Raw genomic sequence first — 21,388 nt, 5'->3', positions numbered from 1 at the left:
ATGGGGAAAAAGATATTAGTTGCAGGATTGATATTCTTGCTTTTTGGTTGCGCTGAGGCAGTAAGATATACGGATTATGAAATAAAAGACTTTCCTACCAATATTCAGGAATCTATAAAAAAAGGTGAGGTATTGATGGGTATGACAACCTCACAGGTAAGGTATGCATGGGGTCCTCCATCAAAGTCAATGAGCAGTTATGTAGAAGGCAAACACCGAGAACACTGGATATATAAGGCAAAGGCTGGCATAGAAAAGACCCATCTCTTTTTCGAGGATGGCAAGTTAACATTCTGGACAACAGAGTAAAAATAAGGATTGAATCAGGATCATGTTTAGTTCAGATGAATTGAGACATCTATTTCTTAACTACTTTGAGAAGAAGGAACACAGGGTTGTTCCGAGTTCTCCTCTTATCCCGATGAATGACCCTACACTGCTTTTTACAAATGCAGGTATGGTGCAGTTTAAATCTGTCTTTCTTGGTGAAGAGGAAAGGGACTATAAGAGGGCGGTCAGCATACAGAAATGTCTCAGGGCAGGTGGCAAACATAATGACCTTGAAAATGTAGGCAGAACTACAAGACATCACACATTCTTTGAGATGCTCGGGAATTTTTCTTTTGGCGATTATTTTAAAGAGTTAGCCATAGAGTTTGCATGGGAGTTTCTTATAGATGTAGCAAATCTCCCGACTGAGAGGCTCTGGGTCTCTATATTCAAAGATGACAACGATTCATTTGAAATCTGGTGTCAAAAAATAGGCTTACCTGAAGAGAGGATAGTCAGGCTTAGTGAATCAGATAACTTCTGGCAGATGGGAGATACAGGACCATGCGGTCCATGTTCAGAGATAATCATCGATCAGGGTGAAGATGTAGGGTGCGGTAAGAAGACATGTGGTGTTGGCTGTGACTGTGACAGGTATCTTGAGATATGGAATCTTGTCTTTATGCAGTTTAACAGAGATTCAGCGGGGAATCTTACACCACTTCCGGCACCGAGTATAGATACAGGAATGGGGCTTGAAAGGCTGGCTTCTGTAGTACAGGGGAAATCGAGTAATTTTCACAGCGACCTTTTCAGTCCAATTATCAGCGATATAACTAATATTACAGGTGTAGAATACGGGAAGGGGAAGGAGACAGATACCTCTATAAATGTTATTGCCGATCACATAAGGGCTATAACATTACTTATCTCAGAGGGAGTAGTCCCATCCAACGAAGGAAGGGGTTATGTATTAAGGCGTATAATCAGAAGGGCTTCAAGGCATGCTAAGATTATTGGTATGAAAGAACCATTTTTATACAAATTGATAGGCTCTGTTGTTGATTGTATGAGATCTGCTTATCCTGGACTTCTGCAGTCAACAGCGTATATAGAGAAGATTACAAAGATAGAAGAAGAGAGATTTATGGGAACATTAAATGGTGGGCTTTTACTTCTGACAGAGGTTATGGCTGAGACAGAGGCAAAAGGCTTAAAAGAGATATCAGGAAGGGACATCTTTAAACTCTATGATACATTTGGTTTCCCTGTTGATTTAGCATCAGAGATTGCATCAGAGCACGGCTTTAAGATAGACGAAGAAGGATTTAAAGAGGCTATGGAGGAGCAGAGAAGAAGGGCAAAGGCTTCATGGGTAATTCTTCCAGGGACAGATGTAAAAGAGATATATAAATCAATAAGCCACAAAAGTATATTTGTTGGCTATGAGACAACTGAGGTAGAATCAAAAATAGTAGCAATTATCAAAGGAGACTCAACAATTGATTCGGCGGTTGAGGCTGATGAAATAGAGATAGTTCTCGATAAAACACCTTTTTACGCTGAATCTGGAGGACAGGTTGGTGATCGCGGATACCTCTCAACGGATCACTGTTTGATCAAGATACATGATACAATAAAGCCATTAAATGAGCTTTATATTCATAAGGCAAGGGTACTGAGTGGTGAAATTAGATATGGAGAAAAAGTGCATACGCTGGTATCAACAGAGCACAGGGAGGCAACCGCACGGAACCATACAGCCACACATCTTTTACATACGGCATTGAGAGAAATCCTCGGTGATCATATAAAACAGGCTGGCTCCCTCGTGTCACCAGAAAGACTCAGATTCGACTTTACACACTTTAACCCACTCAATATCACTGAACTTGATAAAATCGAGGATCTTGTGAATAGAAAGGTGAGAGAGGACATACCTGTGACCACAGAGGTGATGACTATAGAGGATGCTATATCTACTGGTGCCATAGCCCTTTTTGGTGAAAAATACGGTGATGTCGTGAGGGTTGTGGGAATCGATACATTTAGCAAGGAACTCTGCGGTGGCACGCATATTAGCCATACGGGAGAAATAGGTATATTCAAGATAATTCATGAAGGGGGTATATCTGCAGGTGTAAGGAGGATAGAAGCACTAACAGGTGAATCAGCCTATAATGCATTCAAAGAAGAGGAGCGAGAATTGATGGAGATCGCTAAGGCATTAAAGACAACGGATTTGAAGGTCTATGCCAAGGTCGAAAAACTCCTTTCAACCAACAAAGAACTACAGCGTGAGGTAGAAACCCTTAAGGAGAAATTCTCGTCCATACAGGCTGCAGAGATGTCAAAAAAATATAGGGAGGTATGCGGGGTTAAGGTGCTCGCAGTGAGAGTAGATAACCTCAAGGTGGCGGATATGAGGTCATTGGGAGATTCTTTACGGGAACGATTGAAATCCGGTATTCTGGTAATAGGGTCACGCACAGATAACATGGTTTCATGGATAGCTATGGTTACGAAAGATCTTTCGGATAGGTTTAATGCAGGTGAGATAATCAAAGAGATAGCCGCAATAACAGAAGGAACAGGTGGAGGGCGGGCTGAGATCGCTCAGGGAGGAGGGAGGTCTATAGAGAAAGTAAACGAGGCGTTAGAGAGTGTCTATTCCATCGTTGAAAAAATGAGCAAGGGGAATTAAAATTCAAAGGTTATGGGAGGTGTAAGATGATTCTATTTAATATCGTAAGAAAGGCATTGATGGCAGGGTTTGGTGTGCAGGAAAGGGTAAAAGAGTTTATAGATGAACTTGTTAAAAAGGGTGAACTCAGCGAGATACAGGGTGCAAAACTCCTCAGGGAGTGGATGGATAAGGCAGAAGATACGAGAAAAGAGATTAACAAGTCCCTTTCAGAACTTGTTGCCAAAACATTGGAGGTAATGCATCTGCCAACAAGGGATGAAATAGAGAGAATCGACAAAAAGGTTCAGTCTCTTTCTGCAAGAGTAAAGAAAATTGAAAAGGGAGGCGGTACAGAAGAATAAACTGATTGCTAATGCTATTTAATATACTAAAACTCAGAAGAACCTATAAGAATGTCAGCAGGCTTCGACAGATTGCTATAGTTTTAATTAAACATGGTCTTGGAAGGTTTCTTGAGCAGATAAACCTTGACAAATACATCCCTATCTCAAAGCGGCTGAGAAGTTTTGGCTTTTATGGTGTCTATCTCGAAAAGATGGTTCTCGCCGAGAGAACACGCCTTGCATTTGAAGAACTCGGCCCTACATTTATAAAGTTGGGGCAGCTCCTAAGTGTCAGACCCGATTTAGTGACAGAGACCTTTGCCAACGAGTTCAAGAAACTTCAGGATATGGTTCCACCTTTTCCATTTAACGAGGCAAAGAGGATAGTAGAGACCGAGTTAAAGAAACCCTTAGATATCCTATTTGCAAAATTTGAAGAGACACCTGTGGCTGCTGCATCCATCGCACAGGTCCATCGTGCTGAACTTAAAGATGGACCTCCTGTAATAGTTAAGGTACAGCGACCCGATATAGAAGATGTTATAGAGACCGATATCAACATACTCTATAGGGTAGCAAACCTCATGCTGAGATACATCCCTGAAAGTCGTTTCTTCAACCCTGTTGGAATTGTTGACGAATTCTCAAGGAGTATAAGAAAGGAAATGGATTTTCTTAAAGAAGCCGATAATGCCACAAGATTTCAGTTAAATCTCCGTGATAGTGATTTCCTGTACATCCCGGGTGTCTATTACGAATACACTACCAAGAGGGTCCTGACGATGGAGAGGCTCGAAGGGATCAGGATTGACGAGTTTAATAAGTTAAAAGAAGAGGGTTTTGACTGCAGAGAGATTGCAAGAAGGGGTGCTGAGGCATATCTTAAACAGATACTCGAAGATGGTTTTTTCCATGCCGATCCTCATCCTGGTAATATCTTTGTTCTCAGTGACGGGAGACTTGGCTTGATGGATTTTGGTATTGTTGGAAGGCTTACAGATGAATACAGGGAAGGTGTTGCAGACACATTTATTGCAATTGTGAATAGAGATTTTGACAGACTTGTCGAGCAGTACATCAGGTTGGGATATGTTTCCGAGGATGTTGACATTGAGACATTCAGAAATGAATTCAAAGTTGACCTCGTGGATTTCCTCGAACCTTTATATGGCAAGACACTGAAACAGATCAATGTTACGGAATATATTGATACAATAACCTCATTGGCACTAAAGCACCGTCTGAGAATCCCTTCTGATCTACTCTTTATGAATAAGGCATTGCTTACAATTGAAGGATTGGGCAGAAGGCTCGATCCTGATTTTGACTTTCTCTCCGTTGCAGAACCATATGCCTTAAGACTCTTGAGAAAAAGGATCAGTCCTGTCTGGGTCTACAAGAGGAGCCGAAAAGATATTCGTGACTTTACAGATTTCATGGTCTCTCTACCAAAACAGATGAGGGTCATTCTGAGAAAAGCCATCAAAGATGACCTCCAGCTAAGACTCAGTCACATCGGTTTTGATAAGTTTACAAGGGATCTGGACCGTTCAACGAACAGGATAGCATTCAGCCTGATAGTTGCCGCAATAATCATAGCCTCTTCAATAGTTATACATGCAGGAGGTGAGAAATTCCTGTTTGGTTATCCTGCACTCGGTGTCATAGGCTTCCTGATAGCATTTGTCTTTGGTCTATGGCTCATAATTGCCATACTGAGGTCAGGAAGGTTGTGATTTTGGGATTCGTTATGAGGATTATCGGACTTGATGTCGGGGATAAGACTATCGGTGTTGCTGTGAGTGATGAAATGGGATGGACCGCACAGGGGCTTACCACAATACACCGCAAGGATGATAGAGTTGATATGGCAAAAATCAAAGACATTATTGAGGAGTATGGTGTTGAGGAGATAGTGGTTGGACTTCCGCACAACCTGAATGGAACATTGGGTATACAGGCAAAGAAGGTAATTACATTTGTTGAAGGGCTCAAGAGAGTTGTGAGGGCGCCTGTTATACTCTGGGATGAGCGATTAAGCACAGTCTTTGCAGAAAAGAGACTTCTTGAGGCCGATATGAGCAGGAAGAAACGCAGAGTTGTTAGAGACAGACTTGCGGCTGCAATTATACTTCAGGGTTATCTGGATAGAAAGGCGCTTGAGTCTCAGAGGTGAAAAGTAATGACTACCCTATGGAGTAATCTCTCAGGTGTGAAAAGGTTACCTATTGTTATATTTGTTATATCAATAGCCTTCCTGTTCATTCTTTCCATTTATAGCATCTTCCTCTCCCCTCCTTCCTCTAAAGGGGAGTGGAGAGAATTTGTAGTGACAGAGGGTATGACATTCAGTCAGATCGCTGAGAAACTCAAACAGGAAGGCTTCATAAGAAGCTCTACCGCCTTCAATATTCTCGGAAGGGTGACTGAAATAACAAGGAGTGTAAGGGCAGGTTATTATAGCCTCAATGTCAATATGAATCTGCTGAATGTATTTGATATCATTAAAAAAGGAAAGATTATCGTCTTTGAAATTATTGTCCCTGAAGGTTCAACATTATTTGATATAGGCAGGATACTTGAAAGGAAGGGTCTTGCTAAATACGATGATTTCATAAGTCTAACACATGACAGTAAATTTGTAGATTCTTTTGGTATTGAGGCACCAAGCCTTGAAGGGTATCTCTTCCCTGACAAATACCTTTTCCCTAAGGGTATCTCTCTCAAAGAGATTACAGGCAGGATGGTTAATCGGTTCTTTGAGGTATTTGATGAGGATCTTGCTGAGCATGCATCGGAAATTGGCTTTACAGTGAATGAGGTTATTACACTGGCATCAATCATTGAGATGGAGGCAAGCGTGGATGGTGAGAGGGCTCTGATCTCTGCGGTGTATCATAACAGATTAAAAAAGAGAATGAAGCTTCAGGCTGACCCAACAGCGGTTTACGGAAAGGATAACAACAAGAAAATAACTAAAAAAGACCTGAATAATTCATCACCATATAATACATACAGGATTAAGGGTCTCCCCCCCGGCCCAATTTCAAATCCCGGACTTAAGTCTATCAAGGCAGCACTTAATCCGGAAGATGTAAAATACCTCTTTTTTGTTTCAAAGAATGATGGGACTCATTATTTTTCAATGACAGAGAGGGAACACAATCTGGCAGTAGAGAAATTCCGCGCATTAAGATCACTCAAAAATGGTGAATCCCCAAACTCAAAGGTGTCGAAAAATCCCTCATTAAAGGATCCTTCAAAAACCTTGTGATTTTTGGGGGGTGTACTTATGATACTTCGAAAAAAGACAAGACAGATAAAAATTGGAAATATCTTTATAGGCAGTGGAGGCCCGATAATTGTCCAGTCTATGACCAATACTGACACACGTGATGTAACTGCCACAATAGCACAGATTAAAAATCTTGAAAAGGCTGGATGTGAAGTCGTGAGGGTTGCTATTCTTAACGAGGGTGCTGCTGATGCACTACGCGATATAAAAAAGAATATACTTATACCTCTGGTCGCTGACATTCATTTCAGCCACAAGCTGGCATTACGGGCGATAAAAAACGGTGTGGATGGACTGAGGATAAATCCTGGCAATATCGGTGCAAGGTGGAAGGTTGAAGAAGTGGTCAGAGCATCAAAGGACAGAGAAATACCGATAAGAATAGGTGTTAACGCTGGCTCCCTCGAGAAGGATCTGCTGAAGAAATATATACACCCTACACCTGAGGCTCTGGTAGAAAGTGCAGAAAGGCATATAGCAATACTTGAAGCATTATCATTTACCGATATAAAGGTCTCACTCAAGGCATCAGATGTTTTGACTACCATTGATGCATACAGGCTTTTCTCTGAAAGATATGATTATCCCCTTCATATCGGTATATCTGAGGCAGGGACAATGTTCTCTGGCGCAATTAAATCGTCTGTTGGACTCGGTATTCTACTCTCTGAGGGAATAGGGGATACAATAAGGGTGTCACTCACAGCAGAGCCAGCAAAAGAGGTGAAGGTAGCATACGAAATACTCAAATCACTTGGGATACGAAAGAGGGGTGTTAATATTATTTCATGCCCTACATGTGGCAGGTGCGAAATAGATGTCATAAGACTCGCATCAGAGGTTGAAGAAAGATTATCTCATATCATTGAGCCACTTGATGTCGCTGTTATGGGATGTGTAGTGAATGGTCCTGGAGAGGCAAGAGAGGCAGATGTGGGGATTGCTGGAGGGAAAGGTGTAGGAATACTCTTCAGAAAGGGTAAGATAGTTAAAAAATTGAAAGAAGATCAACTTGCAGATGTAATCGTTAATGAGACAGAGGCATTGGTGAAAGATAAAAGTAAAAAGAAAATAGCTGAGGCATCTTGCTAAACAAATTCAAAACTCAAAATTCAAAAATCAATCCTGAAACAAGTTCAGGAGTGGAATTCCTTAATCCCTCCTGCCCCCCTTTAGTAAAGGGGGGTTGTAGGGGGATTTTTGATTTTTGGTTTTTGCATTTTTATAAGGAGGTTTAAGTATTTGCGATATTCAAAATTATTGATTTCAACATTGAGAGAGGCGCCTTCAGATGCAGAGGCAGTGAGCCATATATTAATGCTCAGGAGTGGTATGATAAGGCAGCTTGTGGCTGGAATTTATATATACCTTCCACTCGGTCTCCGGATTATAGATAAGATTAACAGTATTATTCGTGACGAAATGAATGCCATAGGAGGACAGGAGCTTTCCCTACCGGTACTCCATCCTGCAGAGATATGGCAGCAGACAGGAAGATGGCATGAGATAGGTGATGAGATGTTCAGACTGAAGGACAGAAGCGGAAGGGATATGTGTCTTGGGATGACCCATGAAGAGATAATGGCATGGCTCGCTCATAAAGAGATACGTTCATATAGAGACCTTCCTCAGATATGGTATCAGACACAGATAAAACTTCGGGATGAAGCAAGACCAAAAAGTGGCGTGATCAGAACAAGAGAATTCTTGATGAAGGATAGCTACAGCTTTGATGCAGATGAGGAGGGACTTGAAAAGAGCTATCAGCTCCATGCAGAGGCATACCACAGAATATTCAAAAGATGTGGATTGAAATTTTATCAAGTGGAATCAGACCCAGGAATGATGGGTGGTGCAACAGCACACGAATTTATGTCTCCAAGCCCTGCAGGTGAAGATGAGGTTGTACTCTGCGATTCATGCGGATACGCTGCTAATATTGAACTTGCCCTTTCGAATCCTAAAAAGATAAGCCTCCAAGACTGGGAATATGAAGAGGTTCATACCCCTGAAAAACGCACAGTTGAGGAAGTCTCAAGTTTTTTAAAACTCGATCCCGAATACTTTATAAAGAGCATACTCGTCATAAGCAATAATGGCCCTGTGCTTGCCCTCGTAAGAGGGGATCAGGAATTACATGAAAAAAAGTTTAACAAGATTATCGGCAACCATAGACCAGCACAAAAAGAAGAGATAAAAGAGATTCTTGGTGTAGAGGCAGGGTTTATAGGTCCTATGAATCATAAACTCAGGATTATCGCTGACACATGCCTTAAAGAGGGTGTTTATGTAAGTGGTGCGAATAAACCACATTATCACCTAAAAGGGATAAGGCCAGGAAAAGATTTTAGTGCTGAATGGCGTGACATACATATTGCAAAGGAGGGCGATTCATGCCCGAAATGCAACGCATCTCTAAGAATCGAGCTCGCTATCGAAATAGGAAATATCTTCAAGCTCGGCACAAAATACTCTTTGCCTCTGAAGGCATTCTATCTTGATGAAAACGGAGAGGAAAAACCGATTATCATGGGTAGTTATGGAATCGGACCTGCAAGAATCGCAGCAGCTGCCGTCGAACAGAATAATGACAGGGATGGTATCATCTGGCACAAAAGCATAGCTCCATTTGATGTAGAGATATTGCCTTTAAATATGAAGGATATAAAAACAGTAGAGGTGGCTGAGAAACTTTATAAGGATTTAACAGAAAAAGGCATCGAGGTTTTGATGGATGATAGAGACGAAAGGGCAGGAATAAAATTTAAAGACGCTGATTTAATAGGGATTCCGTATCAGATTGTTATAGGAGAGAAGAATCTGAAAGAGGGTATGATAGAAATAAAGGAGAGAAGGTCTCGAAACATAACAAGGTTTAAGGTTGAAGATTTATTTTCTATAATCTCTCTGTGCAAGACATAAAATCCTTTTTTAAATACCAAGATTACTTCTACAGATATCGCAGAATCCTGGCCCTTTGATATCCGTATCCCTGAGGCTATTGGAGAAATGCATTATGCACTTCTTATTTGGACAATGACCAAGGCCATATGTATGCCCTATTTCATGGGTGGCTTCTTTGATAGCCCTCATTTGAAAGATGCCGTTATCTGGATGAAGTCCATAGAATTCCTGTCTTAGCCTTGTGAGAGATATAACAGCCACTCCTCTGGATATATCTGCCTCTCCAAAGACAAAGTTGAGTTCTGGGACAAAGAGATCTACATCGATTACACCGAGTATGCGATCAAAATCTTTCAGCTTAAGAAACCGAAGCTCGCCGAGAATAGTTGTGGAGTGATACTGTCTTCTTTTATTGTTATAAGCATCAAGTGGGATAGGTATTTCTTTGTCAATCCCTATCTCGCAACGAAATTTCTCTTTAAGGCCATTGGCAATACCACTCACGATGCTTGAATCAACAGTCCCTACTGGGATGATGAAAATCCTTTTCAATGGATATCTTTATCTCTCTTTGCATAAAATGCCTTTTCAAAGATCTGCCCATATTCACCGCTTACTAATTCAAAAGTCGCAAGACACATGATATTTGCCTCCTAAAGCGTCATACCGCTGAGATATTCTCCCATCCACCCTCTAACCTATTTTCATCTAATCTTCTCTCAAGGTAATTCATAAAAAGTGTGTCTGAAAGAAATTTCTTTGCAGTATTTACAAAAACATTTGCTTCCTTTTTTGAAACTATCCACATAGAATCAGCAAACTCTGGTCTTATCGGATTAACATTAAATTCTAATAGTATTGTATTTAGGTTGTTTACGCAAGAAGTTCTTCCCGTGGAGTTGCATATCGCTTTTATATAAAAACAAACATTTTGCTCTCCATTTTCCGAAACAATTTCAAAATTGTATCTTATCCCTTGTATCTTAATAAACATCTGTTTTCAATACCTCTATAATTTTATCTATCTCTTTAAAATCTGAGCTGAAATACTAGATGTTCTCCATTCCTTTTATGCTTTATACTGAAAATTTTTACATTAGAGACTTCTTTAGATATTAATTCTGCAATTTCTTTCTCGTAAGCAGATACTTGAGTGATAAGATTAACGCTTCTTTCTGAAATCTCTGGATAAAAACTACTGTGCGGGTTTCCTTCAGTATGGACCTCCGCCATAATTCTTAGGCGAGGTCGCACCGATGCCTTTTCTATGGTTTGGGATGCGGCAATTATAGTCTGGTCTGTAATATAGGAAAGAGATTTCTCAATCTCATTAAGTATCTCTGAAGATATTTTGATGTCTTTTTTCTCCAAATGGTTTCGCAAAATATTCAAAAACATCTGATAAATAAGATGCTCTTTAGGAACAGTTTCGAAAAAAGAACCATCAACTATGGAAATTTTTACTCTATCAATACTATCTTTATTGGTCCTTATAAGATAAAAATTCCTCCTTTGAAAAGTGTGATAGTTCCTATCAGATGCAAATTTTCCATCCAGAGTAGAGGTAATCCTTGATACGAGGTTGTTTCCGTTAATTATATCCACTTCATCAAAACTTTTATATTTGGTTGGAAGTGTTGAGTTGAAAGATGCTATACTTCCACCCTTAGAGTCCTTTAATTCTAACAAACTACCACAAGTCAATTTATTTTCTTGTCTTCTAACTTTGAATAAGAAATCAGGGAACTGTTCAGACTTGGAGTATAAAATTCGCTCAGCTATACCCTGAGCCTCCATCCAATTTATGAAATCCATTGAATCCTTAAATTGCTTTTTAATCCTATCCCAGAGATCAAAACTGTATTTTTCTTTAGCATCCCTACGATTATCCACATAAGCAAGGTTAGTTTTGCTTGTTTTTATCACAATCTCGTCTAATGGTGAGTTGAGATTAATCTGTTTTTGTCTCAAGCCATTTACAATTCCAACGAATAGTTCCACAGCATCGATGAATTCATACATTTACAAGAGTCTCCTTTGTTCGGCAATGATAGGTTTATTCCCCGGCCAAATTTTTTCCAGATCAGGGGTGTATCTATAATGTTTGTAATACTGCAAAACATTATCAGCGGTTCTAGGGTATTTCAGTCGGTTCTCGATTATTTTGATATACTCTGGGTCTATTTCTATTCCTATGGAATTCCGCTCTATTTGGTGAGCAACCACTAAAGTAGTCCCTGTTCCAGCAAAAGGGTCCAATACAGTATCGCCAGGCAGGGTGGATGCTAAAATAATTCTTAAGAGAAGAGCTACGGGAGATTGTTGCGTATGTACCCTGCTTCCTTTGGTATCTCTTATTGCCTCATCTCCAGCGAAATAACCGGAAGTTAGCTCCCTAATATCATCCCATACATCCGGGAGATAGACTCCATTAACTCTCTCATGTTTATACTCTGGTGGGATAGGAAGATCTATCCGCAGTTTATTGAAGACTCTCGGCTTTTCTCCCCTGGTAGCAAAGACAATAATTTGGTATTGCTTAGAAAATCTAAATTCAGATGGAATAGCAGAAGTTTTTTTCTTCCATATAATTAAATTTTGAAAAATCCACCCTGCCTCTCGAAGTATTCTTAGCACTTGTTCTGTATTCTTTTCCCTTTGCATAAAATAAACTGCGCCACCTTCAACCGTTATTTTATAAATCTGTGATAATACATCTTTAAGCCAGTTCCAATATTGTTCTTCTGGTTGGGTGTCATTAAAGTATCTATACTCCTTTCCCTGATTAAAAGGAGGATCAACAAAAGTGAGATGAATATCGCTCTCAGTACTCTCACGGAGCCACTCAAGACAATCTTTTTGGAGTATTTTATACCATACAGTCATAACCTTCGTCTCTCTTTCTAAAAGATTATTGGATAAAAATACATAGTTTACAAAAGAATCCAACTACTTCTATTAATCTGTAAATACCCAAAGACCATCACCACCTATTTAATGTTCTTCTGCATGTCTGTTTTGTTCTCAATTAAATGAGTGTCAATATTAAATTTTTTAGCAGCTATCTTATTTGCTTCTAACATCTGATATTCCTATATACTTTAAATCTTTCTAAAACCTTAAATTATATTTTAACCCTATGTCTATTGTGTCGCTATCTATGACTGGTAGAGTTAGTTGCATAGGTTATCATCTTTTACAATGCGCTACTATCCTTTGCTAAATTGTTAGTATCAAACACCTGTATTTGTTTTTTTACCTCTTCAAAAATAAATCCAATAGCATTTTTGTTTTGGATTTTTAATTTATACCAGTAAGCTAAATTAAACTCTCTTTTAACGACCTCTATATATTCCGATTTTAATCGCTCATCTATCATAGATGAATATATAAGTAATACTAAACGGTAGATATACCCTAAGCAAATCTGATTTATTTTATACATATCCGTTAATACACCATCCTGTTTGAGAAATGGGAACATATTGAAACACAATGCTCTTGAAGTGAGTTTCTTAATATCCAGAATAGTTTTTTCTATGAAGTATTTAATGATTTGACTATCTAATATGGAACCAATGAATTCTCGAATAAATTCAGAATATACATTAGTAAAAGTTTCAACCTCAGAACCTGGCAAGAATATATGATCACTCAATTTTTTGAATTTACTCTTAACTTTCTCTAAAGAATAACGAGAAAAAAGCCACTCTAACGTGTCATTATTGAATGAGATAAATTGACAATCTTTAGTAGCCATGTTAATAATTGCTTGGTTCAAATTATGATTGTCAATTATATTTTTATGTTTAGCATGTTCTAGTAATGACCTTATGCCACAAGCCTCTATCCCAATGCTACGCACGATACCTCTGAGCCTTGCTTCACCTATCAATAAACATATTTCTTTTTCTCGTGCAACTTGAAGTAACCCATAATAATCGCCGGGAATTAAAAGAGATAGGCTTTCATCTGGAATATTCAGCGTCTTATTTGTTACTCGTTTAATGAATTTCACTTTATTAGATGCTGAGATGAAATTTATTATTCTGCGGAGCCCATCGTGTTCTTCCGACATAAGTTCATTTAGCATTCTCAAATACATCGGTCTATAAATAAATATCTCATCAAAACTATTATGGATTATCCACAAATAATCAGGGCCTGCTTCCTGCAAAGTAAGTAATGCTGTGTAATCAACTAAAATAGACCTCTTTTTGCTTATTGTTTTTATTTCCGACTCTAGTTCTTGAGGGATGCCTGATTCTAAAAATATAGGGTACTTGTATTCCCTATTAAATCTCCATAGATGTATGACTTCTCTTTTCCCTAATAATGCTGGTAACAGTGCAAGCGGAAGAGGATATTTTAAATATCCCTTTTTAATTTCTTCTGATTTGCGTATTGCTTCACTAAATATTGCTCTTAGTTCTTGTTCATCCTTTTTAATATACTTTTTCCACAGCCATTCAGTATCACCATGTTTTTTGTTAAATTCAATTGCATATCGGGCAAAAAGCTCTGTATTGTTTTCTCTTAAATAAAAGACAGGTGCAAATTTATGTATATCATCTTCTTTATCTTCAAACTTTTCTTCGAGTGCTTTGTTGGATATTCTTTTTGCTTCGACATTATTACCAATAACGACATGAACTATGATGCAATTTATAACCAATTTCGTATTGTCATAAAATCCTGATAGCCTTTCTGCCTGAGTAAGGTATTCTTGTGCTGCTTTAAAATCTCCCATCATATAAGATACTACCCCTAGATTACTAAGCACTTCGAGTTTTCTATTAGTATCCTTTTTTTCTAATATAATAAGTTCATCTCTTGCCTTTTTGAGTTCGTCGTTTTGCCAATAAATGGATGCTGAAATCTCATATAGATATAAGTCTTCAATCTCCTTTCGCTTCCCATGGTTAATATATTTACGACATTCAATGCAGTTTGGAATTTGGAAAGATGAAATTATCGCCATTTGAATTAATCGCTTAAATATATCCAAGTCACTTTTTATCGCATCGATAGATATCGAAGAACAGATATCAAAACACGTCTTATAATCTTCCTTCCTAAAGTAGTAATCAGCGATGGAAATCTTAGTAGGGATAGCTGTATTAGAATGTTCTAACGCCTTTTTATAATATTCATCCGCTTTTTCATGGTTATTTACTAGGACATAATAATCACCCCATATGGTTTCTTTTTGCCATACAGGGAGTGTTGAGTATTCCAGTTTCTTTAATTCTCTGAGAGCATTTTCTTGGTCTTTATCAGAAATCAATATTTCAAGTCTGAGATGCCTAATCAAATCTAAGTCTTCTGAATTGAACGACTTTTCATGTAATGAACTGTCTATCAACTCTAAAGCCTCTTGCTTTTTGTCAGACCGTAGGAGCGAAAGGGCTTCATTAATAATATCTTGACATGAGGATTTTTTAATATTTGATAATAATTCTGCCGCTTCTGTAAAATGACCTTTGTAATAAGCAGCAGCAGCTTTGCTTTTTAATAAATCCTCATATCCTGCAGAAACTAACGATATTTCAGAAATATCATAGGCTTTATCATAGTCCCCTAAAAGCATGTAACACGAAGAAAGATTTACTCGTGTTGGTATGTGATGCTTTATATTTCCATATCTTGCAGCAGATTCTAAGGCTTGAGTAAAGTAGCCAATAGCCTTTTTTATGATTTCTTGTTTTTCTGGTGATAGTTGTTCATGGAATCTAATAATTTGTGTGCTTTCACCGATAGTTTTTCTAAAATAAGCAGTTCCAATCAACGATAGACAACCATCATCCAATGGATCAAGGTTTATTGATTTTTCAAAGTACTCGATTGCCTTATCAAAGTTTTTATCTTTCATGTAGCATTGTCCAATGGTTCGGTAAATTACTGGCATACGGTCTTGTTTAAACCCGCTTCTTACATTTCCATTCTCGTCAAGAAAATATTGATTGAGTATTCTCTCTCCATTAGTACCTGATTCTAATTCTATGCCTGCTTTGATAATAAGCGCTAAATGATAAAATTTATCCAAAGCTAATGATTTATCTGCATACTCTTGAGCTTTTGTCTTATTACCCAACGCGTAATAATATAAGCTCCATATTGCCAATATTCTTTTATCAATGGTCTCTGTTTCTTCTGCTTTGCGAAGCCACATTCTGGCTGATTCAAGATCATCTAAGTTTATACTGCAGAGGGCACAGTCAGCGTAAATTCCAAGAATTGTGTCTTTATCAATGGTTTCATCTGCATCTTCAAGTAGAGATTGATACAGTTCTATTGCCCTTTTAAAATCTCTTTTTCGCTGTATTTCCTTTACTTCATTGGCACGTGATTTAAAATGACTATTAAGCTTAGCTAAAACACGTTCTAATTGACCTGTCAGAAGATGTGTAACTCTTGGCAACTCATCGGTTTTATTTATTTTATTAGCTGCTATTATAAGTCTTTCAGTTTCATATGACTGAACGGAAGCAGTATAAGTAGTAGGATTTTCTTTTGGAACCTGAGAAGTTATTGTGTTAAATTTCTTGTGAAGACTTTCTATACGTTCCTTAATTTCTAGATGGTCATTTTCAGACATTTTTATTGAATCTTCAATTCTTTTGATTATCAAATAAGGTGATAGTTTGGGATTACTCAATACTTTCTTGTAAAATTCATTTGCAAAAATTTTAATGAAAGGCTCTATCGTTAGGATTTGACTTTCTGGGATATTGCAATATTTCTTTATCTCAGAAACAATAAGATTAATTGTGTCATTTTCGGGAGATTGATTTGATATAATATCTGCAAGCTTCTTTGAAAAAACATCATCACTGACTAATATTTTTAGCGAGTCTATTTCTTTGGACTCTACGCTAATACTCTTAAGAGAATCAACTATTGCTTTTGGGATAAAATTCGATTCTCTTAGTTCCTTACTTAATTCCTCAAATTTCTTTTTTTGCTCAGAATCATATCTATCAGCGAGTGTAATAATCCCATTAGTAAAGATTGACAACAAAAACCCAATAATCATTTCTTCCATTTTAGTCATCTACTTACACTTATACCTATAAGACTGCAGTAATGAAATCTTCTCTTTATAGCATTTCCAAGCTCTACTATATACTCTCCCCAATTCTCTCAAAATCCCCAACACTCTTCATCTCATTCTAAAAATCCACACGCTTTTGCCCCAAACAATCTCTTCAATAAACTTTGTTCTCAAAATACCTCTCACCCTGACCTCTTCCACAAGGGGAGAAGGAACTTTTTTCTCGCCGCTAATCGAGGGAGGGGATGTAAATTGCTATAAATAACCCCCTCCCTACCCATCATTTATCTCTTTATTACACCTCACATCTTATTTTTCATCTTCACAAATTCAAATGCACCCTGAGGGCGTCGTTTATTGCCTCTTTAGTCTTGTAATCATCGATGGCTCCTATTAAATCCTTCAGTCTTTGTTTTGATATTGTCCTTATTTGATGGGCAAGGATGATAGAGTCCTGTGGAATGCTTCCCATTCCCTGTTTCAACATAACTTCATTGGGATAAACCTTTCTGCCTTCTTTTAACGAAGTAATTGGCAAAACAGTTACTACAGGCATAAACTTGTTAAAGTTTTCGTCGCTAACAACAATAACAGGACGTTTCCCTCTTTGTTCTGAGCCTTGAACAGGATTAAGGTCTGCTATAAAGATTCCCCACTTATAACTCATTTTTTTCCTCCCTCATCAAAATCTGCATACTCAAAATCACTTTCTATCTCTTCCACATCGGCAAGAAAAAGTGGGTCACTGCTTGCCTCGATAATGGCTTCCCTTATCCGTTCTTTTTTTATCTTCTCAACTTCATCCTTAATTGCAGACTCAACGAAGGCATTCATTGATTTAAAAAGACCTTTTTCAACAATCTCCTTAGCTTGTTTCATTATTTGTTCATCCAGAACAAAAGTTGCTTTTTTACCCATTACCTTCCTCCTATTGCCAGTTTTTAATAACTTAACATAAGAAGGTTAAAATAGCCAGCAATTTTTATGGTTAAATTTACCATTTTATGCTTTGTCCAGACTAATTCTTCAACTGATTCAATTGAATCATAAATGGATGGATTTGTCAAGCAAAAATTAAACTCTAAATTTCAGGTAAGAGAATGTATCTATTGTGAATTTGAGATGCTGAAACAGGTTCGGCATGCAAATAAAAGTCATTCTGAACTCGTTTCAGAATCTCTCTTAGGTATTAAGGAGTGTGTGCAAAGGCTTCACTCTAAAGCCTCATCGTAAACTGTAATCTCAACCCTTCTATTCTGCTCTCTACCTTCTTTTGTCTTATTTGAGGCAACAGGAACAGATTTTCCGAATGTCATGACGATTATCCTGCTTCTATCAATTCCTTCCTTTGTGGCCAAATAAGATGCAGCAGCCTCTGCACGGACTCTACCGAGATAAAGGTTATACTCCTCTGTACCTGTATGATCGGTGTGTCCTGCTATAACGATAAAAGAGTAACGCTTACCTGCAAGTTCACGTGCTAAATTGTCCAGCACTGCTTTACCAGCCTTTGAAATCAGCCAATTATTAAAGTTGAATCTGACATCACTATTTGTGAGCACGACCTTTTTTGCTATCTTCAGTCCCTCTATCTTCTTAAGTGCAGCGTGCGCCGTGAACTTTGCACCTCTTGCATCACCTGCAATCTCAGGAAGTCTCTTTTCGATACTGCCAATTTTATCCCTATCAGCAGTGGTTGTTCTCTCAAGGTCTGTTGTTCTAATCTCAAGCTTTTCAACTCTCGTATTCATAGGTGCAATCTTCTCTTCTACATACGATTTTGTAGCACATCCTGTAAGAAAGATGACACCTGAAAACAACAGAAAACTTATAAAATAGTTATTCGACTTTATTTTCATGTTTATTTTCATGGCTCCCTCCAATCGTTTTCAAGGCTGATTTTATCTATATTTTATATATAACCTACAGAACAAGGTCTGTCAAGGAAAATCAACTGCAATACCTTGACAAAAACCCTCACCTAAAAGATAATAAGGTCAAGGTAAGATATGGAGAGAGCAAAGAAAGGTAGAACAGGTATCTTCATTGGTTTTTCTATTACAGTATTGATAGTAGGGTTGATGTTTTTCAAATTATCTCCCCTTGAAACCCTTGAAGAGAAACTCTACGATTACAGATTTAAGGTTAGGGGCATAATAAAACCACCTGACAACATTATCATTGCTGCCATAGATGAGAAAAGCATCGAAAGGATTGGGAGATGGCCCTGGAGCAGGGATAAGATCGCAGAACTGATAAACAGATTGAATGTGGCTGGTGCGGAAATAATAGTATCAGATATCATCTTCAGCGAGAGCGAAAAAAATGATGCGACTCTTGGCAAGGCAATAAAAGAGGCAGGAAATGTAATATTACCCATAGTCTTTGACTTTGATACGGAATCCGGCACTCCTTATAGCGAATTTCTGATAAATTCAGCTTTCATTTCTATCATGAATCCTGAGATGTTTAATAGATATACTCCAATCATGGCAAAGAGGGTGCTCATACCTGTCCCTGAACTCCTCAGAGAGACAATGGCAATGGGTCACATCAATATGTTTCCAGACGACGACGGCACATTGAGATGGGAATCCATGGTAATCGGATATAATGGTTACCTTTATCCTTCTATTACACTTCAGGTTATAGCCACTTACCTCGGGATTCCTTCTGAAAAAGTCATTTTAAAATCCACAGAAGGCATACATCTCGGGAAAAGATATATACCAACCGATAAGTGGGGAAGAACTCTTATTAATTATTATGGACCTGAACAGACATTCAAGCATATTTCTATATCTGACATATTGGATGGCAATGTGAAACCTGAACTTTTACGGGGCAAAGTTGTCCTTATCGGCGCAACCGCAGTTGGTATTTATGACTTGAGGGTAACACCCTTTTCCCCTGCAATGCCAGGAGTTGAAAAACATGCAAATATGATAGCTTCCATACTGGAAAACAGGTTTCTAAGAAGTGCCTCTTTATCTGTAAACCTGGTTATTATTTTATCGTCAGGCTTTTTGCTATCGTTGGTTGTCACAAGATTTAAGGCAATTGGTGCTTCTGGAATCACAGGATTGTTCCTTTTGCTTATATTCTCCTCAAGTTATTACCTATTTACACAAAAGGGACTCTGGATAAATCTCACATATCCTTCCATTAATATCCTGCTAATATTTATTACTGTTACTGCTTACAATTATGCAGTAGAGGAAAGATATGCTCGGAGAATCAGGGCAATGTTTTCAAACTATGTTACGGAAAGGCTTGTCAATGAATTAATTAAAAATCCTGATATGGCTAAATTGGGTGGTGAAAGAAGGGAAGTTACTGTCCTCTTTTCAGATGTAAGGGGCTTCACATCATTTTCAGAGAAGCATTCACCCGAGGAGGTTGTCGCTATACTCAATGAGTATTTAGGGGCAATGACAAAGGTGATTTTCAGGTTGGAGGGAACACTTGATAAATTCATTGGAGATGCCATCCTTGCCTTCTGGGGCGCACCTATGAGGCAGGAAAACCATGCAGAGCTTGCTATAAGATGTGCCCTTAATATGGTTAAAAGACTCGAAGAACTCCAGCAAAAATGGCAGTTAGAAGGCAAACCTCTCCTTGATGCTGGAATAGGGATAAATACAGGTGAGGTGCTTGTTGGAAATATCGGTGCAGAAGGGGAAAAAATGGACTACACAGTAATTGGAGACCATGTAAATTTAGGCTCAAGGGTAGAATCACTTACAAGGAAATATAATACCCACATCCTGATAACAGAATTCACCCTGAACAAGATAAGAGACCTGGTAATAGCAGGCAGCCTCGATTGTATATCCATAAAGGGACTTGAAAAGGTGATGGTAAAGGGTAAAGAGAAACCAGTGGAGATATACGAGGTTAAATCCCTTGAGACTGGTTCTGAATCAATGATTATAGAAGTCGAAGAAGAAAAGGTTGTCCGTTTCGAGGAAAAGTAAACCCTGCACCCCGTCACGCGGGCTGCGGAGGACTGCACAGGCAGGACATTCTGGCGTGGTGCGGGGTAAAATTAAATCCATAAATTGATGGATTGGGTAGTTATGGAAGCATAAATCCAGATTTAATCTCGCCGATTGCCTTACTCTCAAATGTCCCTGATGTGCTACCTGTCATCTTGCCGATCATTCCACCTGCTGCGTCAGTGTCGCCAGATTTTCTAACATCTGCACCCACTATAGCAGTAGTGCTACTGAGTGCCTTTATACCACCATCAACAGCCATAGTAAAGCTTGTTCCAATTGATGTTGAACCGCTTATACTACCATTAAAATTAGTCAAGTTCTGAATCGTTTTCCCTCCTGTAGTAATATTCCAGTCTCCATTAACATTGACATCAAAAAGCCCACTTCCAGGTGAAATTTCTATACCTTTCCCTGCAGTTCCTGATGTAATTGATACACTTCCTACAGCAGTACTTATTTCTTTGAGATCCAGATACTGCCCAGAACTAATAGATACATCAAATGTCCTTAAAGCTGTTTCAGTTATGGGCACAAAGAAGTCAGACTTTGCACCAGGAATGGTCGGAATTATCTTGCTAAACTGCTCCCAGAAGGCTTTTGAGCCATCCCAGAAAAGCCCATTTGCATTTGTAGAAAATGTGCCACTGTAACCTGATCGCGACCCGCTGCCGTTATCGTAAAATATATCTGAGTAACTGCCTGAAAGCTCACCAATATAATAGTATTTCTTTGAACCATCTTCTATCCAGCCTATATTTCCGCCATCCCAGCTTTTACCCGAGAGCGATATGTTTGCAGCACTGGCACCATAAATTGGTCCTACCGATGTGCTAC

At 38.5% G+C, this 21,388-nt stretch carries 18 protein-coding genes; 9 read left to right on the top strand and 9 right to left on the bottom strand.

Annotated elements, in window-relative coordinates; all coding sequences use genetic code 11:
* The 8 genes from AB1488_10970 to AB1488_10935 all read left to right on the top strand — a co-directional run bounded on the left by AB1488_10970 (position 1) and on the right by AB1488_10935 (position 9,517).
* On the top strand, positions 1-309 hold the full coding sequence (locus AB1488_10970; GenBank protein MEW6410610.1) for a hypothetical protein: 309 nt from the start codon (positions 1-3) through the stop codon (positions 307-309).
* Between the two features lie 22 nt (positions 310-331).
* Positions 332-2,974, top strand: coding sequence for an alanine--tRNA ligase (gene alaS, locus AB1488_10965; protein ID MEW6410609.1), 2,643 nt, complete (start codon positions 332-334; stop codon positions 2,972-2,974).
* Positions 2,975-3,000: 26 nt separating this feature from the next.
* Positions 3,001-3,318 carry a hypothetical protein gene (locus AB1488_10960; protein MEW6410608.1) on the top strand — a complete coding sequence of 106 codons (318 nt, stop codon included), beginning with the start codon at positions 3,001-3,003 and terminating at the stop codon, positions 3,316-3,318.
* A gap of 11 nt (positions 3,319-3,329) precedes the next feature.
* Positions 3,330-5,036 (top strand): AarF/ABC1/UbiB kinase family protein, encoded by a 1,707-nt coding sequence (locus AB1488_10955; protein MEW6410607.1) that lies wholly within the window; start codon positions 3,330-3,332, stop codon positions 5,034-5,036.
* Positions 5,037-5,050: 14 nt separating this feature from the next.
* A complete protein-coding gene (ruvX, locus tag AB1488_10950; GenBank protein MEW6410606.1) occupies positions 5,051-5,476 on the top strand; it encodes a Holliday junction resolvase RuvX in 426 nt (141 codons plus the stop codon).
* Positions 5,477-5,482: 6 nt separating this feature from the next.
* The gene (mltG, locus tag AB1488_10945; GenBank protein MEW6410605.1) at positions 5,483-6,574 is read left to right on the top strand and encodes an endolytic transglycosylase MltG; all 1,092 of its coding nucleotides are present in this window, start codon (positions 5,483-5,485) and stop codon (positions 6,572-6,574) included.
* A gap of 18 nt (positions 6,575-6,592) precedes the next feature.
* A complete protein-coding gene (gene ispG / locus AB1488_10940) occupies positions 6,593-7,687 on the top strand; it encodes a flavodoxin-dependent (E)-4-hydroxy-3-methylbut-2-enyl-diphosphate synthase (protein ID MEW6410604.1) in 1,095 nt (364 codons plus the stop codon).
* A gap of 150 nt (positions 7,688-7,837) precedes the next feature.
* A complete protein-coding gene (locus AB1488_10935; GenBank protein MEW6410603.1) occupies positions 7,838-9,517 on the top strand; it encodes a proline--tRNA ligase in 1,680 nt (559 codons plus the stop codon).
* Between the two features lie 9 nt (positions 9,518-9,526).
* Here AB1488_10935 and AB1488_10930 read toward each other — a convergent pair whose 3' ends face one another.
* The 8 genes from AB1488_10930 to AB1488_10895 all read right to left on the bottom strand — a co-directional run bounded on the left by AB1488_10930 (position 9,527) and on the right by AB1488_10895 (position 18,424).
* On the bottom strand, positions 9,527-10,051 hold the full coding sequence (locus AB1488_10930) for an archaemetzincin family Zn-dependent metalloprotease (GenBank protein ID MEW6410602.1): 525 nt from the start codon (positions 10,049-10,051) through the stop codon (positions 9,527-9,529).
* Between the two features lie 109 nt (positions 10,052-10,160).
* On the bottom strand, positions 10,161-10,493 hold the full coding sequence (locus AB1488_10925; GenBank protein MEW6410601.1) for a hypothetical protein: 333 nt from the start codon (positions 10,491-10,493) through the stop codon (positions 10,161-10,163).
* Between the two features lie 35 nt (positions 10,494-10,528).
* Positions 10,529-11,425, bottom strand: a complete 897-nt coding sequence (locus AB1488_10920) for a hypothetical protein (protein MEW6410600.1) — start codon at positions 11,423-11,425, stop codon at positions 10,529-10,531.
* A gap of 96 nt (positions 11,426-11,521) precedes the next feature.
* Entirely contained in the window at positions 11,522-12,385 is an 864-nt protein-coding gene (locus AB1488_10915; GenBank protein ID MEW6410599.1) for a site-specific DNA-methyltransferase, read from the bottom strand.
* Positions 12,386-12,695: 310 nt separating this feature from the next.
* Positions 12,696-16,544 carry a tetratricopeptide repeat protein gene (locus AB1488_10910; protein MEW6410598.1) on the bottom strand — a complete coding sequence of 1,283 codons (3,849 nt, stop codon included), beginning with the start codon at positions 16,542-16,544 and terminating at the stop codon, positions 12,696-12,698.
* A gap of 331 nt (positions 16,545-16,875) precedes the next feature.
* Positions 16,876-17,220 carry a type II toxin-antitoxin system PemK/MazF family toxin gene (locus AB1488_10905; protein ID MEW6410597.1) on the bottom strand — a complete coding sequence of 115 codons (345 nt, stop codon included), beginning with the start codon at positions 17,218-17,220 and terminating at the stop codon, positions 16,876-16,878.
* A complete protein-coding gene (locus AB1488_10900) occupies positions 17,217-17,471 on the bottom strand; it encodes a hypothetical protein (protein ID MEW6410596.1) in 255 nt (84 codons plus the stop codon). Before AB1488_10900 ends, AB1488_10905 begins: the two co-directional genes overlap by 4 nt.
* 293 nt (positions 17,472-17,764) lie before the next feature.
* Positions 17,765-18,424, bottom strand: coding sequence for an OmpA family protein (locus AB1488_10895; protein MEW6410595.1), 660 nt, complete (start codon positions 18,422-18,424; stop codon positions 17,765-17,767).
* A 138-nt stretch (positions 18,425-18,562) separates the two neighbouring features.
* Between AB1488_10895 and AB1488_10890 the strand changes: the two genes are divergently transcribed.
* Complete coding sequence (locus tag AB1488_10890; protein MEW6410594.1) at positions 18,563-20,530, top strand: adenylate/guanylate cyclase domain-containing protein; 1,968 nt, start codon at positions 18,563-18,565, stop codon at positions 20,528-20,530.
* A 100-nt stretch (positions 20,531-20,630) separates the two neighbouring features.
* Here AB1488_10890 and AB1488_10885 read toward each other — a convergent pair.
* The coding region (locus AB1488_10885; protein MEW6410593.1) for a hypothetical protein at positions 20,631-21,388 on the bottom strand (758 nt) is incomplete at its 5' end.

It is taken from the genome of Nitrospirota bacterium (genome assembly GCA_040756155.1).
Taxonomy (GTDB): domain Bacteria; phylum Nitrospirota; class Thermodesulfovibrionia; order JACRGW01; family JBFLZU01; genus JBFLZU01.
The sequence above is the reverse complement of the archived record's forward strand: the minus strand, read 5'-3'. Positions and strand labels throughout refer to the sequence as shown.

Excerpts from the sequence above, each read along its gene's own strand:
- AB1488_10970 (MEW6410610.1), top strand. The coding sequence starts at position 1 with ATGGGGAAAAAGATATTAGTTGCAGGATTGATATTCTTGCTTTTTGGT.
- alaS (MEW6410609.1), top strand. The coding sequence starts at position 332 with ATGTTTAGTTCAGATGAATTGAGACATCTATTTCTTAACTACTTTGAG.
- AB1488_10960 (MEW6410608.1), top strand. The coding sequence starts at position 3,001 with ATGATTCTATTTAATATCGTAAGAAAGGCATTGATGGCAGGGTTTGGT.
- AB1488_10955 (MEW6410607.1), top strand. The coding sequence starts at position 3,330 with ATGCTATTTAATATACTAAAACTCAGAAGAACCTATAAGAATGTCAGC.
- ruvX (MEW6410606.1), top strand. The coding sequence starts at position 5,051 with ATGAGGATTATCGGACTTGATGTCGGGGATAAGACTATCGGTGTTGCT.
- mltG (MEW6410605.1), top strand. The coding sequence starts at position 5,483 with ATGACTACCCTATGGAGTAATCTCTCAGGTGTGAAAAGGTTACCTATT.
- ispG (MEW6410604.1), top strand. The coding sequence starts at position 6,593 with ATGATACTTCGAAAAAAGACAAGACAGATAAAAATTGGAAATATCTTT.
- AB1488_10925 (MEW6410601.1), bottom strand. The coding sequence starts at position 10,493 with ATGTTTATTAAGATACAAGGGATAAGATACAATTTTGAAATTGTTTCG.
- AB1488_10915 (MEW6410599.1), bottom strand. The coding sequence starts at position 12,385 with ATGACTGTATGGTATAAAATACTCCAAAAAGATTGTCTTGAGTGGCTC.
- AB1488_10910 (MEW6410598.1), bottom strand. The coding sequence starts at position 16,544 with ATGGAAGAAATGATTATTGGGTTTTTGTTGTCAATCTTTACTAATGGG.
- AB1488_10905 (MEW6410597.1), bottom strand. The coding sequence starts at position 17,220 with ATGAGTTATAAGTGGGGAATCTTTATAGCAGACCTTAATCCTGTTCAA.
- AB1488_10900 (MEW6410596.1), bottom strand. The coding sequence starts at position 17,471 with ATGGGTAAAAAAGCAACTTTTGTTCTGGATGAACAAATAATGAAACAA.
- AB1488_10895 (MEW6410595.1), bottom strand. The coding sequence starts at position 18,424 with ATGAAAATAAACATGAAAATAAAGTCGAATAACTATTTTATAAGTTTT.
- AB1488_10890 (MEW6410594.1), top strand. The coding sequence starts at position 18,563 with ATGGAGAGAGCAAAGAAAGGTAGAACAGGTATCTTCATTGGTTTTTCT.